The sequence below is a fragment of the Okeania sp. SIO2F5 genome (genome assembly GCF_010692685.1).
Lineage (GTDB): Bacteria > Cyanobacteriota > Cyanobacteriia > Cyanobacteriales > Microcoleaceae > Okeania > Okeania hirsuta.
In genome coordinates this window covers 19,749-34,886 of the sequence record NZ_JAAHGU010000068.1, presented here as the reverse complement: position 1 = coordinate 34,886, position 15,138 = coordinate 19,749, and the positions used below count along the sequence as shown (strand labels likewise).

General features: G+C 36.2%; 11 protein-coding genes and 1 tRNA gene. 9 read left to right on the top strand and 3 right to left on the bottom strand.

Annotation, left to right across the window (positions count from 1 at the left end):
- The first annotated feature begins 222 nt into the window (after positions 1–222).
- Positions 223–363, top strand: coding sequence for a hypothetical protein (locus F6K27_RS19905; RefSeq protein ID WP_287278088.1), 141 nt, complete (start codon positions 223–225; stop codon positions 361–363).
- A gap of 103 nt (positions 364–466) precedes the next feature.
- Here F6K27_RS19905 and F6K27_RS19900 read toward each other — a convergent pair.
- A tRNA-His gene (locus F6K27_RS19900) sits at positions 467–539 on the bottom strand.
- A gap of 96 nt (positions 540–635) precedes the next feature.
- Between F6K27_RS19900 and F6K27_RS19895 the strand changes: the two genes are divergently transcribed.
- The 4 genes from F6K27_RS19895 (at position 636) to F6K27_RS19880 (ending at position 5,939) form a co-directional block, all read left to right on the top strand.
- On the top strand, positions 636–2,162 hold the full coding sequence (locus tag F6K27_RS19895) for a serine/threonine-protein kinase (protein ID WP_287278087.1): 1,527 nt from the start codon (positions 636–638) through the stop codon (positions 2,160–2,162).
- 134 nt (positions 2,163–2,296) lie between these two features.
- Positions 2,297–2,854: a VOC family protein gene (locus F6K27_RS19890; protein ID WP_287278085.1), complete on the top strand. Its 558-nt coding sequence runs from the start codon at positions 2,297–2,299 to the stop codon at positions 2,852–2,854.
- A gap of 277 nt (positions 2,855–3,131) precedes the next feature.
- Positions 3,132–4,805 (top strand): mechanosensitive ion channel family protein, encoded by a 1,674-nt coding sequence (locus tag F6K27_RS19885; protein WP_287278084.1) that lies wholly within the window; start codon positions 3,132–3,134, stop codon positions 4,803–4,805.
- 387 nt (positions 4,806–5,192) lie between these two features.
- Complete coding sequence (locus F6K27_RS19880) at positions 5,193–5,939, top strand: tetratricopeptide repeat protein (RefSeq protein ID WP_287278083.1); 747 nt, start codon at positions 5,193–5,195, stop codon at positions 5,937–5,939.
- 384 nt (positions 5,940–6,323) lie between these two features.
- On the opposite strand, the gene F6K27_RS19875 is transcribed toward F6K27_RS19880, so the two are convergent.
- Positions 6,324–7,226 carry an alpha/beta fold hydrolase gene (locus F6K27_RS19875; RefSeq protein WP_287278091.1) on the bottom strand — a complete coding sequence of 301 codons (903 nt, stop codon included), beginning with the start codon at positions 7,224–7,226 and terminating at the stop codon, positions 6,324–6,326.
- 1,025 nt (positions 7,227–8,251) lie between these two features.
- On the opposite strand from F6K27_RS19875, the gene F6K27_RS19870 reads away from it, so the two are divergent.
- The 4 genes from F6K27_RS19870 (at position 8,252) to F6K27_RS19855 (ending at position 13,677) form a co-directional block, all read left to right on the top strand.
- Entirely contained in the window at positions 8,252–8,737 is a 486-nt protein-coding gene (locus F6K27_RS19870) for a hypothetical protein (RefSeq protein ID WP_287278081.1), read from the top strand.
- A 1,087-nt stretch (positions 8,738–9,824) separates the two neighbouring features.
- Positions 9,825–11,036, top strand: a complete 1,212-nt coding sequence (locus F6K27_RS19865; RefSeq protein ID WP_287278080.1) for an NAD(P)/FAD-dependent oxidoreductase — start codon at positions 9,825–9,827, stop codon at positions 11,034–11,036.
- A 537-nt stretch (positions 11,037–11,573) separates the two neighbouring features.
- Positions 11,574–12,278: an HAD family hydrolase gene (locus F6K27_RS19860; protein ID WP_124143716.1), complete on the top strand. Its 705-nt coding sequence runs from the start codon at positions 11,574–11,576 to the stop codon at positions 12,276–12,278.
- A gap of 955 nt (positions 12,279–13,233) precedes the next feature.
- On the top strand, positions 13,234–13,677 hold the full coding sequence (locus F6K27_RS19855; RefSeq protein WP_287278079.1) for a DUF4332 domain-containing protein: 444 nt from the start codon (positions 13,234–13,236) through the stop codon (positions 13,675–13,677).
- A 399-nt stretch (positions 13,678–14,076) separates the two neighbouring features.
- Here F6K27_RS19855 and F6K27_RS19850 read toward each other — a convergent pair whose 3' ends face one another.
- Complete coding sequence (locus F6K27_RS19850; RefSeq protein ID WP_287278078.1) at positions 14,077–14,907, bottom strand: tetratricopeptide repeat protein; 831 nt, start codon at positions 14,905–14,907, stop codon at positions 14,077–14,079.
- Positions 14,908–15,138: the final 231 nt, after the last annotated feature.

Below are 15,138 nucleotides of genomic sequence, written 5' to 3'. Positions count from 1 at the left end.
GTAAACAATTTCAAGCTATAAACTGTAAATTATCAATACCATTACAGACATCCTTAAAACTTTAAGGTTTAGCGATCGCCTAATTTATGAAAAATACAGCTCATACAGTTACTTTTATATTACATTGCAAATATCTATGTAACATGTAAAGATGCCAGCGCTCATTGCTATACTTTCAAAGCATTTGCTCCCATAGGTATCCGCAACTGGGCAAAAGAAGCAGTGCAGTATGTTGAAAAAGAACCTACTGATAATAACCCCAAGGAAATTTTAGCTTCTATAGATGAGAAGTTGAGTGTGATTCAACAAACTGTTCAGGAGTTAAGTCAACAATTCCCTGTGTCCGACGATGGAGAACAATAAGAATAAATAAATTTTAGGGTTGTAGATGTCTACACCCTACCAAAGTTGTCAATTTTTATTTGAGTTTTTGTCAGAGCCTTTAAGACTTTATAATATTAAAAAGGGCGAACGATGGGACTCGAACCCACGAATGGTGGAACCACAAACCACTGCCTTAACCACTTGGCCACGCTCGCCATACATATTTTTCTTACAGTAAACTACTATAGCATCACTAAATTATATTTGTAAACCCCCTAGACAAAAATCTAAAATCTAAAACCAACCCCTCAATGAGTTATTGTGTTAACCCTCAATGTCCCAATCCTGAAAATCCAGATACAGCAAGCTCTTGCCAGAGTTGCCGATCGCCCCTACTCCTCCACAGACGCTATCGTCTTCTGAAAAAAGTTGGTCAGGGAGGTTTTGGCAAAACATTTTTGGGCGTAGATGAAAAACATCCTCTGAAGCTCCCATGTATTCTCAAGCAACTTTCATGTCCTACCCAAGACCCCGAAAGTCATCACACAACAGCAAGATTATTTCGGCGAGAGGTGATGCGGTTAGTACAGTTGGGGCAACATCCACAAATTCCTTTATTGTTAGCTCACTTCCAACACAATCAAAATTTGTATTTGGTGCAGGAATATATTCAGGGTTTGACACTGAAGCAAGAATTACAACAACAGGGGGTATTTAACGAAGAACAAATATGGCAATTTTTGCGAAGTTTACTGCCAGTATTGCAGTTTATTCATCAACATCAAATTATTCATCGGGATATAAAACCAGAAAATATTATTCGTCGTATTTCTCCACCTATTAACTATCAAAAACCACCCCACCTACCTGGAGAAAATCAACTGGAAAAATTAGGAAAAGTGGGGGAAATTGTATTAATTGATTTTGGCGTAGCGAAGTTGCTGACGGGTACTGCTTTAATTCGCACTGGTACCATTATTGGTAGTCCAGAATATATGGCACCGGAGCAAACCAGAGGGAAAGCATTGCCAGCAAGTGACTTATTTAGTTTGGGCGTAACTTGCATTCATTTACTGACGGATGTTGCACCGTGGGATATGTTCGATGTCATCAATGACTGTTGGAGATGGCGAGATTTTTTGCCTAGTGGGGGTAGTGTGAGTCAAAGTCTGGGCAATATATTAGATAAATTATTGCAAAATTCTGTGAGTCAACGCTATCAGACAGCGGAACAAGTTTTGGAGGTGTTGGAGTCTAGGTCTAATATTGTTAGGCGACCTGTGAAAAATGTTGAGTCTTTGGCGTTAGTAAATCAAAAGTTGTCTGTGTTGCCATCGGTCCGGAGTTTGGTAGGAAGGTTTATTCCCCAAGTTATGGCACTCGATGAAAATCAGTTAATTTCAGCAGTGGGGATAAAGTATAGGAAATTGCAGTATTTGTTGGCAGTGCAAAAGTGGCGGGAAGCAGATATGGAAACCTGGGGAGTTTTATGTGATGCTTTGGGGAAGAGGAGAAAAAGTTATTTGTTTAGGGATGATATTGATAATTTGCCTTGTGAAGACTTGCTGACTATCGATCGCCTTTGGGTGAAGTATAGTCAAGGGAAGTTTGGGTTTAGCGTGCAAAAACAGATTTATGAAAGTGTGGATGAAGATTATGGAGAATTTTGTAGTCAGGTTGGTTGGTTGACTTATAATATGCACTTTCGTCATCAAGGATTTAAGTTTAGAAGTTGGGCACCAGTTGGTCATTTACCTTCAAGAATTTGGGTGGGTGGTCAGAAGTGGTGGAGTCATGCTGAGACAATGGCGAAAAAGTTGGATAAGTGTTTGTTGTAGGTAGTAGCTGAAATAATTTTATGGAAAGGTTTAGCTATCAACCCATAAAAGTCAAAAAAACCGATATTTGAGGAATTGATTTTTTCTTAGCGATCGCTTATACTACTACCAAAATTTTAAAGTGGATTTAAAATATGTATGAAAATCTGGAAGTAGACCATATTTTTAGAATAGTTGAAGATGATGCGGATGCGATAAATCAAATATCATCACTAGGTTTTTCTCCTTCTGAAATTAGGGAGCATACTGAACAAGGAACCAGTTCCAGGTTTATTTTTTTTGAGAAAAATTATTTAGAACTAATATATCTTAGAAGTAGAGAAGAATCCCAGAATAACTTTCTTAAATTTCATCAAAGGGTGGATAATTTCAGAAATAAATCTGGTTCCCCTTATGGAATAGGGTTTAGAGGTAAACTTTCAGAAATAGAGAAAAATGATTTTGAATTATATCAACCTAAATACAATTTATCTGGTAAAAGTTTCATTATCTATATGCACAGTTCCTATTTCACAAATCCAGAAATGCCTGCGATATTTTTCCTGGAAGTAAGTAACAGTACAAAAGAGGAATTTTATCCTATAAACAGGGGGTTGTCTTGTCAAAAAGAAGAAAAAACCCCGAGTAGAAGGAGAAAGTTTTTTGGTCGCGTAAAGGTCACGGAGTTCTATCGCGCTCTGATCCGGACATGATCTCATACCTCTTTTCACCAACGCCTAATATTTTAATCAGAGTTGACTGTAGTAGCGCGTCAAGCTTGAAATAGTGTTTTAGGAAAATTCTCCAAACCTTAGTCAGAGCAAGAATTATACTCAAAAATTTAATACACCATTTTCAGCTTGACACGACAGTAGATCGAGATAGACAAGTTAATAAATTTCATAATTCTATGCCACCTCACATAAAATTGGTATAATACCCAATACCTAAAACCTAATACCTAACACCTATTATTAGTGAGATAGATTAATGAAAAAAAGAAAAAAATTTATCTTTAGCCATCAATGGCAAGCATTTTGCCTAACGATAGTTGCTTGTACTCTAACACTATGGGTATCTCCAGCTAATTCCCAAGAATCAGAAACAGAAACTTCAGCCACAATAGCAGTAATTACTACAGAAGAACCACAAATTCCTGTCGATGAGCTGAAGCTTTTGCTCAAACCTCTGACTCAGGAGGAGTTAGAAGTTGAGGCCAAAGCTTGGCAGGATTTGCTAAAAGCCAAAGTTCAGGAAATTAGCGATGCTGAAATTGCAATCAAACGCAAGAATAGGGAAACCCGAAAATCTGAAGAAGCGGTTGATGCTATAGAAAAAGCTCAGAAATCTCTTGAGGAAGCAGAAGCAAGAAAAAAGAGTGCATCCCCTGGTTCTACAGAAGCAGAGGAAGCTGAAAAAAATCTAGAAGCGGCACAAAAAGAACTTGCCAAAGCTCAAGAAGCAGTTGAGGAAGCTGTTGAGGTTAAAAAGCAAAGTGAAGGAGCTGAGGAAGCTACCGAAAATCTAGAAGTGGTAGCAGAAGCGATCGAAGATGAAGTTAGTAATACAGATGATATAGATAGTCAACAGGAATTAGCAGAGAAAGAAAAACAGTTAGAAGCATTATCGAAGCAACTCGAAGATTCTAGTGAAGTGGCATCGGAAGTCAAAACTCAATTAGTACTTGATGTCACTGAACTTCAGCAAGAGCAAACCGCTATTGCCGATCGCTTTGATACTGTTTTGGATGAATTTGAGAGTAAAGGAGGCAAAGCTGAATCTTTCCGGCAATATATTGAATCTGTTAGTGGTGTCGAGATTGATGTGAGTGATACTGAAGGTTTGTGGTTAAGGATAGCTGGTTGGCTCAAATCAGAAGAAGGTGGTTTACGTTGGGGCCAAAATATTGGTATCTTTTCCGCAATTGTGGCTACTTCTGTAATTGTTGCTGCAATTTTAGGCTTTGTGACTAATAGGAGTCTGCGAATTGTAGGGGGAGTTTCTGACCCTTTGCGTCAATTTTTGGTCAGAACTGTCTGGCAAGCAACTGTTGGTGTTGGCGTGTTGTTGGCATTGACTGCATTGGAAATAAATCTTGGTCCAATTCTCGCTTTAGTTGGTGGTACTAGCTTCATCTTGGCATTTGCTTTGCAAACCAATATTGGAAATTTGGCTAGTGGTTTAATGATTATGGTCTATAGTCCGTTTAATGTAGGTGATGAAGTAGAATTATGTGGAACATCGGGCTACATTGACACCATCAGTCTCCCTCATACAAAAATAAAAGGTTGGACTGGTCAGATTATTACAATTCCCAATAACTCTATTTTGAGTAGTGTGGTCGTTAATCATAGTGCTAGAGATACTCGTCGCGTTAGTTTGCAAATTCGGGTTGGTTATAATGAGAATTTGTCTAAAGTTGAGCAATTACTTTTGGATATTTTTAAATCTCATTCTCTAGTATTAGAGGAACCAAGACCAAGTACATTTGCATGGAAATTTGAAGAATACTTCGTCGATCTGTATGTAGGAGGATGGACTAAAACTCCAGATTACTGGCAGGTATATAATGAAACTCTTCACCAAATTAAGGAAAGATTTGTTCAAGAGGGAATAGAGATTCCTGTTCCTCAGCAAGATATTCGTTTGAATGAGATGAAATAGACATTTCCAGAAAAGAGGGAGTAGGGAGTAGGGATAAAGATTTGAAGAACAGCGAATTCTAAAGATAAGATAATAATGAACGAAGGCAGAGGGCAGGATGAACAATTCCTTTCTGCCTTTTGCCTTTCCTGATAATATTATTTTACTCAAACGTTATGGTTTCCTCAGAGCGATCGCCCTTGAAATAAAACTATTTCTGTAGTAAGACCAGGGTTTTGGTGAGGGGAACTCCTTATCCGGTTTAGATAGGAGATTTATTGAATACTCAAAGCCAAAGGATTAGAAGGATTTGGATAAACTACCTTTTTCTAAGCGGATTTGGTATAATTCTAGAAACCTTTGCGGAGCATTCCGTCAAAGCTATCTCAAAATGTTTAAATAACCATAATGAAACATATTACTAAACTAATAATTGGATTAATCACAATAGCTCTAGTTGGCTATAGTAAATCTGAAGCAGAAATAAGTACAGTAGAAATTGTTACTCCAAGTTATTCAACTGGAGACGATAGGTTGACTCCTGGTAATTCAGAGGCGATCGTTAGTCAAAAAGATTCTAGCGCTCAGGATGCTGAAAGTTACTTGAAGAAGGCTGTTAAGCACTATAACGAAGGAAAATATGAAGAGGCGATCGCTGATTTTAACCAAGCCATTCGACTCAATCCCAAATATGATAAGGCTTACAACGGTAGGGGTCTTGTTTACACTCTCCTAGAAAAAAATGAAAAGGCGCTCGCTGACTATAACCAAGCTATTCAAATCAATCCCAAATATGCTCCTGCTTACAATAACAGGGGTATTGTTTACCGCAGACAGGGAAAAAATGAAAAAGCGCTCGCTGACTTTAACCAAGCTATTCGACTCAATCCCAAATATGCTAAAGCTTACAACGGTAGGGGTCTTGTTTACCGCAAGCAGGGAAAAAATGAAAAGGCGCTCGCTGACTTTAACCAAGCTATTCAACTCAATCCCAAATATGCTAAAGCTTACCATAACAGGGGTTTGATTCACAAGGGTAACAAAAATATTGAAAAAGCCAGATCAGACTTTAAAAAAGCTGCGGACTTATTCAAACAACAAGGAAATCAAAAGTTCTATCAAGACTCTCTAGATCAACTCAAAAAATTACAATGATATTATTAATAATGGATAATGGATAATGGATAATTGATAATTGATAATTGATAATTATGAAGAATAATATTGTTAAATAAAAATCATCAGGACTTACGCAGAACAACGACATTTGGTAGGAGCAAATGGCATTTGCCTCCTACAGATAGGGTATTATCTACGAGTTTTCCTAATATAAAATCCGGTTGAATAGTTGTCATTGCGACGATAGGAAGCAATCTCCTAAATCTCTGAGATTGCTTTCCTTACAGAATGCTGCGCAAACCTTCCACTCCGTTACAGTCGCAATGACTTAGCTACTTCTACATAAGTCCTGCAATAATTAATAACGGATAGTTTATCAGCGAATTACTATGATTTTTATTATTAATTATTCATTATTAATTATTCATTATTTAGCTGTTTCAAGAATTTTTTAATCAATCCAATAGTCACTGCTGGAACTTCCAATTGAGGCGTTAAACCCACATCATCTAATGTTTGAAAAATCTTCACAGCTCCAGGATTCAAATCTGCTAAACGTTGACCTATTTCTGGACCTGTAAACTCCGACTTTTTACCCCAAATAATTGCCGTGGGAATTGTTAATTGACTCATATATAGAGATAGATCAAAACACAAATCTCCCCGCACAAAAGATAAAGCAGCGTATTCAGCATTAGGTTGAGTTGCTGACTCTAAATATGCCTCTACAATTTCATCATAAACTAACCTGGGATTAGCAAATTGTCTGTTTTCCAAGAAAGTTCTAATTCCTCCTGGAGTAGCAACACCAGCACCATAAATAAAACGATCTAGTATTGGCGTACTTACCAGTTGAGCGAAAAAGCTACGGGTGTAGTTGTCGCCGAAGTCAGATAAACCTGCGGGAGTTGTCAATATTAGAGACTTAAATAATTCCGGACGAGCGATCGCTACTCTCACCATTATTGCAGCAGTCAAGGAAGAGGCAATAACTCTGGTGGGAGGTTGACAAGTTTGTTCCAAAAATTCGGTAATTGTAGTAATGTAGTCGTCTACTTTGTAATCTAATGCCTGATGTTCCGAACGCCCCCATCCGATTAAGTCTGGGGCAAGAATGCGGTATTCTGAGGCAAAGGCGGGATAAACTTTTGACCATTCGTAGGCAGATGACCCACCGCCGAAACCGTGAAAAAATACTAGGGTTGGCAAGTCGTCGATGTTGTCGGTGTCAGTTTTCCAAGGTGTTTTTTCGTTGGCGTAGTAGACCATTCTACCGTGAGAGGTGACGATTGATTTTTGTTCAAAACCTAGAGGAATAAACATAGTAATTTTAGATTTTAGAGTTGGCATTAATGTGGAAATATCTTCAGTATAGGATGATTTTTGGGTGATGGTGCATTGTAATATTATGTCCGGTTGAATACTGATAAATAAACGACTTAGGAGTCAACCCACCCCTCGCCCCTCCTGGGAGGGGGAGGGGAAGTCAGGAGTCAGGAGGAAAGAAAGAAGCAAGAAGAAGAGGAGGAAAAGGAGAAAGTTTTTTTGATCACGCTCTTATCCGGATTTGATATTGCGGCGTTGGTGAATCAACATAATAATTAATATCATGTCCGGTTGAACAGTTATAAATAAACGACGAAGGAGTCAGGAGACAGGAGACAGAAGACAGGAGGGTAGAAAGAATGAAGAAGGAGAAAGTTTTTTTATCACTAATTATCCGGACATGATATAAGATATTTGGACTAAATGTAATCAACATAAGAATTATGAATACCCTTTTCATTACTTGCTCCCGAACAACCCGTAAACGAAATGATCTGTAGGGATGTTGCATGCAACCTCCCTACCTGTTCCCTCCCTACCTGTTCCCTCCATACCTATTCCCTATTCCCTAAGCACGAAAATCATAGCTAAATTCACTAATGCCGATATTGCTAATGGTTGTTCATCTGATACTAATATCATGTCCGGATGATTAAGTATAATAAAAATGTTTTCCTCTCAATGTTGAAGAAATATCCCAAATTTCCACTCCTATCAAGTCTTCCCTGTTAAATTTACACCTATCACCTAACACCTACCACTTAAAAACTGTATTATCACTAATTAAGCGGACATGATATAAATCCTGTTTAGAAAGAACCTTTATTATAAAGGTAAGGTAAAGGAAAGAAGGGTTAGAAAAGAATTTGAAAATGGTACTTTTGATAACCGGATTTGGTATGAACTATATCTGTTGGGTTCTTGCGAAACCCAACCTACAGAAGTAAAAATGTTGTTAAGATTAGCAGATTTGAGATTTTTTCTTTTAAGGTAATTATTATTAATGTTATTAGGTCAAACAAATGCAAGTTCAAGAAAATAAGTTTTCCTGGTATGATGTGCCTGAAGATGTCAAAAGTTTATTGATGTTGGCGGTGGAAAATTGGGAAGATACTGAGACATCGGAAAATTATATTAATCAAGCTTTGGCTAAGACTGAAGGAAATCTGGATATTTTGATAGGTGCTTATCGTTATTTTTTCTATAAAAATAATATGAAAATGTCTCTAGAATTGGCTGATATGGTAATTAATGAAGTGAAAAAAAGGGAAAATTTACCGGATGATTGGCAGGAGGTAAAAACTATATTAGCTAGTCGAAAAAATGAGCAACAAATTAATCTTTTGATTACAGCTTATGCTGCTTCGGGATTGATTATTGCGAAGATGGGTGATTTGGCAAAAGCTAAGGCAATAAGTGAGGAAGTTCAAGAAATTGATGATAAAAATGATTTAGCAAAAATCTTGTTTGATGTGATTACTAGACCGCCAGATGAAGATGAAGATTAAGGTAATTTGCTGGTTAATATTTTGAAGAAAGAAGAAGGTTTTTAGTTATCTAGGAGAAAAGGAATAAGTGGATAGGGATAGTTTTATACCAAATATCAAAAGTATTGCTAAATCTCCTTGACAGTAGGAAGTAGGGAGTAGGGAGTAGGGTTCAAAGATATAATATATCTTGGCTTAATGCCAAAAAATGTGAAAAACATTACTGAAATATTATTATTATTTAATAACTGAAGTCTTAATGAAGTATAGCATTATTTTTGGGAATTGGTATTATATCGGCCGCTTCGTATCTACAAAGCCCAAGTAATTGTAGATACCCTGTAGGCATGGTCATTTCATTCTAGATTTTGACAATGAATTTATTGATTTTCAGAAAGCGAAAGATAAATTTCTTAAAGCGAAAGATAAATTTCCTAAAGCTGTAAATAACGTGGTTTCGTCAATACATAAAATGGCACAGTTTAGAATGAAACAGCCCTGCCCTGTAGGCGATGAGGTATTAAAATCAAGAAATAATAGCATAAATTTTTTCTCAACCTAAAGTCAGTAATTAAGTCTGATTTTTTTCTGGTGTATATCCTTTCTAATCATCAGCTATGACCAAAAAAATTAGGTCTCACACCTCCCCTTTTAAGGGGATAAAAAAGAAAATTCAGCATCTTCAAAGCTTCCTATTACAAAAGGTAATGATAACTGATAACTTAATTAACATCATCAAGACCAATTATATCTCCTTTAATTCTAATATCATCAGAGTTTAAAAATTAAAAATAATCCTCCAATTTCATTGCTCTATACCCTAAGTATTAGAAATACCCAAATCAAAAATTTTATGTTTTAATTATAGAATTATAGTTATTTCAGTTTAGCTTGATACAAGCGCTTCTTACCTTGAAAGAGTTTCATTCTTATTTGAAATGACTATATATCATCCTTGGCTAAACTAAACTGTAGTAGGGGTTAGGCAACTAAGCTCCTAGAAGCTTTAATTATGATCTATGTTTTTTTCTCCTTCCTTCTTCCCTCTTCCTTCCGATATTGCTATCCTATAAAGAAGTAACCTAATATTAACTTCCCCTACTTAACTATGACCGAAAAATCTCAGCGCATTTGTATCCTTGGTGGTGGCTTTGGTGGACTTTATACCGCCCTTCGCCTAATCCAGTTTCCCTGGCAACCGTCAGAACAACCAGAAATAATTCTGATAGACCAGCGCGATCGCTTCCTCTTTGCCCCACTATTATATGAACTTGTGACCGGGGAATTACAAACCTGGGAAATAGCTCCACCATTTGAAGAGTTATTCACCAACACCAACATTCGTTTTTGTCAAGGCGTTATCTCTGAAATTGACATCAACCAACAACAAGTAAAACTAGAAAACGGTCAAGCATTCAGTTATGACCGCCTCGTTTTAGCTATGGGAGGTGAAACGCCAATGGAAATGGTAAAAGGTGCAGCCGAATATGCAATCCCATTCCGCACCATTGATGATGCTTACCGTCTCCAAGAAAAGTTACGAGTTTTAGAAGCATCAGACCGCGAAAAAATTCGAGTCGCCATTGCCGGGGGTGGTTACAGCGGGGTAGAATTAGCTTGTAAATTAGCAGATCGTTTGCAAGACAAGGGGCGAATTAGATTAGTCGAACGCAGCGATATGATTCTGCGAACATCCCCAGAATTTAACCGGGAAGCAGCTTCTCAAGCATTGTCTGAAAGAAATATTTGGATTGACTTAGAAACAGAAATTGAGTCTATTGAAGCTAATCAAATTTCCTTAAAGTACAAAGGGCAAGTTGACACCATTCCTGTAGATATTGTTTTGTGGACAGTGGGTACAAAAGTCGCCCCAGTAGTAAAGTCATTACCATTGAAAAAAAATCAGCGTGACCAAATCATCACCAGTGCAACTCTACAAGTGCAAGACAATACACAAATCTTTGCTCTCGGAGATTTAGCAGACTGCCAAGATGCAGACGGACAAAAAGTACCCACCACTGCTCAAGTAGCGATACAACAATCTGATTATGTTGCCTGGAATATCTGGGCATCTGTAACTGGGCGACCTTTGTTACCATTCCGCTATCAGCCATTGGGTGAAATGATGGCATTGGGACTTGACAACGCGACTCTTACCAGTTTAGGAATTAAACTGGATGGTCAGGTAGCACATTTGGCAAGACGTTTAGTTTATTTGTATCGCTTGCCCACATTGGATCATCAAATGAAAGTTGCTTTCAACTGGATAGTTAATCCTATTCAAGAGGCACTATCAAGTTTTTCAACAACTAATAATTAATCATTAATCATTAATCATTACCTTTGCTTAAAATCGATAGGATTGGCGAAAAAGATTTTTTGTCTTTATTTCTTCTTCAAAGAAGAGACTTTAAAGCTTAATTATTCCGTAAAGTTTCCTGATGATTAGTTCTTTTTTTCCTTCTAATCATCTTTACATTCATGTTGAAAATCACTATCGTGTTTTGTTTATTTGACCCTAAATTTATGATTAAAGACTGGTAGGCAAGGAATATGGAAAAAAAGGTTAAAAAATACTCCCCACCTCCCCATCTCTTTTTAAATAGATCAGGACTTACGCAAAATATTAAATTATACACTATATATACTAGGGGTTAACTGCAGTAACTCCTATATATATGGTGTATCTGTGTAAGTCCTGTAGATATTAAATGGGTTCTATATAGCAACTGCCATGACTACTGTTGACTTATGGAATATCTAAAACAAGGGAATATCAATCTTCCTCTTTCTTCTTTCTTCTTTCTTCTTTCTTCTTTCTTCTTTCTTCCTTCTTAGTTCTTACTTCTTCTTAAATATGACTAAAGTTATTTTACTTGATGCTGTAGGCACTTTATTTGGTGTGCGCGATAGTGTAGGTGAGATTTATCAACAGTTTGCCAGTCAGTGGGGAGTTGATGTTTCGCCTTCTGCTGTAAATGCAGCTTTTTTTGAAAGTTTTAAAATAGCTCCACCGATGGCATTTCCTGGAGTTGAGTCTACTAAAATACCCGAACAGGAATTTGAGTGGTGGTGCGAAGTCGCTACTGCAACTTACAAAAAACTGGGAGTATTTGAGCAGTTTTCTGATTTCAGGAGTTTTTTTAGAGAACTTTACAATCATTTTGCTACTGCTGCACCTTGGTTTGTTTATCCTGATGTGAAACCTGCATTAACTAAGTGGCGCGATCGTGGAATCCAGTTAGCAGTTTTATCTAATTTTGATTCTCGACTTTATCCAGTTTTAGCAGTGTTGAAATTAGCAGATTTTTTTGATCATGTGACTATTTCTACAGAAGTAGGAGCAGCTAAACCTGATCGAAAAATATTTGTCGCTGCTTTACAAAAATGTGGTTGTGCTATTGAAGAAGTTGTGCATATTGGAGATAGTTTAACTGCTGATTATAAGGGTGCAATTAATATAGGAATAAAAGCATTTTTATTAAATAGAAACACGGTTTTACAACCAGAGGAAGATCACTTTGCTACTCTTCTTGATTGTTTTGATTATAGCTTTAGTTAGGTAAATTGAGGGGTTATACCCTCTAATTTAGAACTTTTTCAAGCAATTATTATTATAGTTTATTATAAATTAGATAACAATTATTAAACTGTTATGATCGAGATGCAAAATATTGGTATGATTAAATGCAGGATGGTAGAAACCTCCAAAAAGTAGATGTTGACAATATAAATCTGCTCAGTTGGGCAGATTTTTTTTGAGTATTAATACAAGCAAGATAATCTGATATTAAACTTATTTTAAGTAAAAACTTCAAATTAAGCCCAACAAATAATGGCCTTGCTAAAATCTAATGGTAACTAGCTGAAAGTAAAATTGAAAAACTTATGTTTTTCGTTGATACTTAATCTAAAAATCATTACCACTCAGCAACGCCCAAATAATTAGTGAAAATTAGAAGTTTTGCAGCAACTTATTCGATATACTTACAGAGTTACTATAGCTGCCCTCGGCAAGGTTGTATAAAAATATCTGGCAAAAGGGAAACCGGATCTGGGAACATTAACTGTTGTAACCCTGCGTTGGCAAAAGATACTCCTGGTAGCTCACTCCTGTCAGGGGACAGGGATAAAAGTTTCAAGCTTTTATCTATTTTTTGACTTTTTACAAATGATTTACGATTGCTATATATATAGTGGGACTTACACAAAATAGAATAGGCATTTTTAGGGCATTGACGTAATTTCTTTATCTAGACTGACAAGAGCGCCATTTTTTGACCATAAAATGTTTAAGTCCCAATAGTCAAACCCCTCAAAGGCTGAAAAATATTAAGTCTGGTAAATTACCTATAAGCTCAGACTAAGAGGCATTTTTGTTTTATATTCTCTATTTCTTCTCTTAGTTAATTGGATATAGCGAATTAATCAAAAGTATAGCATTATTTTTGGTAATTGGTATCAGGTATAGGAGCAATTTATAATTTGCTCAAAGCTGAAAAACAGAAAAAATAAACATGAAAATAACACAAAAAAAACAATCAACAAAATCTCAAAACTGGTGTATTGAAAAATTACCAGGCTTAAGTAAACAACACCAAGAATTACTAATAGAATATGGCATTACTACTACGAGAAAACTACTAGAAATAACCCACACTCCCCAACAAAAATTAACCCTAGCAAATCAACTACAAATTCATCTTCAATATATTAATAAATGGGTGGCATTAGCAGACTTAGCTAGAGTTCCTAGTATTGGCTGTCAATACTGTGGACTTCTGCTTCATGCTGGTATTGTTTCAGTTACTCAACTAGCTCAAATACCTATCCACAGGTTGCACCAACAAATCCTAAAATTACAGGTATCAACTATGCAAAGACGTGACCTTTGTCCCACTGTCGATCTGGTTCAAAAATGGATTCAACAAGCTCAATTTTTGGGTGCATATCAATTTTGAATAAAGCCAAAAATTTATCGCTTTTAGGGAATAGGGAACAGGGAATAGACATCTCCAGAAAAGAGGCAACAGGCAACAGGCAACAGGGAGAAATAATTGATAATTTATGGATAATAATTGATTTTATTTTTGATTTTTACCAGATGTCTAATAGGAAAAAAGTATTTTTGCAAATATGAGATGCACCCCAATTTTTATCGTCTGTTTGAAGGAGCGGTACCTGCTTTTGGCAAAGGAGTAATATCAAATCCTGTTGAATACTTATCATATATTTGGGGGTGGGGAGTACAGGAGTAGGGGAGTAGGGGAGATTGAAGGCTTGAAGTAACTGAAGTAATTATAGAATTATAAACATATATTATATAACCTGATTCTATATCAGAAAGACCTGATCACGAGCTAGAGAAATAGAAGTAGGGGATTTGATAATTGTTTTTTCAAAGCATCTATTCTAGCTTTATGTTCTTCTATCGTAGTGGGGATAACAAACAAATTTTCTGTATTAGAGGTATCTATTTGAGAATCATTATTTGCTGTTGAATTTTGCAGTGTTTGAGCTTGGTTAAGATATTTGCTAGCTTTCTGATTATCTCCTAATTGAACATAAATCATAGCTAAAGTTTGAAGAGTTTCTGCTTCAGCTTTTGTATCATTTTCTGCTATTTGAATTTTCAGGGTTTCATCGAAGGAGTTTTTAGCCTTTTCTATTTCCCCTAAACTAAAGTAAACCATACCAGTTTGACGAAGCATAAAAGCTTGTTGAGTGATATTTTTTAGTTCTCGAAATAGTTGTAATGATTGGTTGAAAGTATCTAGACTTTGTTGTTTTTCTCCTAAGTCAGAATAAACTATGCCAATAGAAGCTAATACATAAGCTTTTCCTTCTTGATGGTTAAGTTTTTCCCTCAATGAGAGAACTTGCTGATAATATTCTAGAGATTTTTGATAGTTACTTAAGGAATGGTAAACTAAGCCAATCATGTTAAGAGAATTAGCAGCTTTTGCCTCATCACCTGCTATTTGATATAGTTTTGCTGCCTCTTGAAATTTTTCTATTGCTTGTTTTTGATATTCTGCTGTTTGTTGTTTAAAAAATTGAAGACCTTCTCGATCAGCTTTTTGAGCAGCATCCAAATTTGAGTCTTTTGTTTCTGTCTTTTGAGTAATTAGGGGGAAGGAAGAAGGAAGAAGTAAGAAGGAAGAAGGAAGAATAAATTGACTTCCTGTCAAGATAGTTGTCGTAGATAAGGCTAAAGTATTGTGGTAAATTTGAGCAATTAATTTATGTATTGTTTTTCAATTATACATATTTACCTATTTTACCTATGAGCATAATTTTTCTACTATTGTATCTCAAGAAAATTTTTGCTTTCCTAGTTTCGTTTAAAGTAGAGAGCGTAAATATACAGAAAATTCCAACTTTCAAATCTTCTTCCTTCTTCCTTCTTCCCTCTTCCTTCT

Coding starts and splice junctions, on each gene's coding strand:
- F6K27_RS19895 (WP_287278087.1), top strand. CDS start 636: ATGAGTTATTGTGTTAACCCTCAATGTCCCAATCCTGAAAATCCAGAT.
- F6K27_RS19890 (WP_287278085.1), top strand. CDS start 2,297: ATGTATGAAAATCTGGAAGTAGACCATATTTTTAGAATAGTTGAAGAT.
- F6K27_RS19885 (WP_287278084.1), top strand. CDS start 3,132: ATGAAAAAAAGAAAAAAATTTATCTTTAGCCATCAATGGCAAGCATTT.
- F6K27_RS19880 (WP_287278083.1), top strand. CDS start 5,193: ATGAAACATATTACTAAACTAATAATTGGATTAATCACAATAGCTCTA.
- F6K27_RS19875 (WP_287278091.1), bottom strand. CDS start 7,226: ATGTTTATTCCTCTAGGTTTTGAACAAAAATCAATCGTCACCTCTCAC.
- F6K27_RS19870 (WP_287278081.1), top strand. CDS start 8,252: ATGCAAGTTCAAGAAAATAAGTTTTCCTGGTATGATGTGCCTGAAGAT.
- F6K27_RS19865 (WP_287278080.1), top strand. CDS start 9,825: ATGACCGAAAAATCTCAGCGCATTTGTATCCTTGGTGGTGGCTTTGGT.
- F6K27_RS19860 (WP_124143716.1), top strand. CDS start 11,574: ATGACTAAAGTTATTTTACTTGATGCTGTAGGCACTTTATTTGGTGTG.
- F6K27_RS19855 (WP_287278079.1), top strand. CDS start 13,234: ATGAAAATAACACAAAAAAAACAATCAACAAAATCTCAAAACTGGTGT.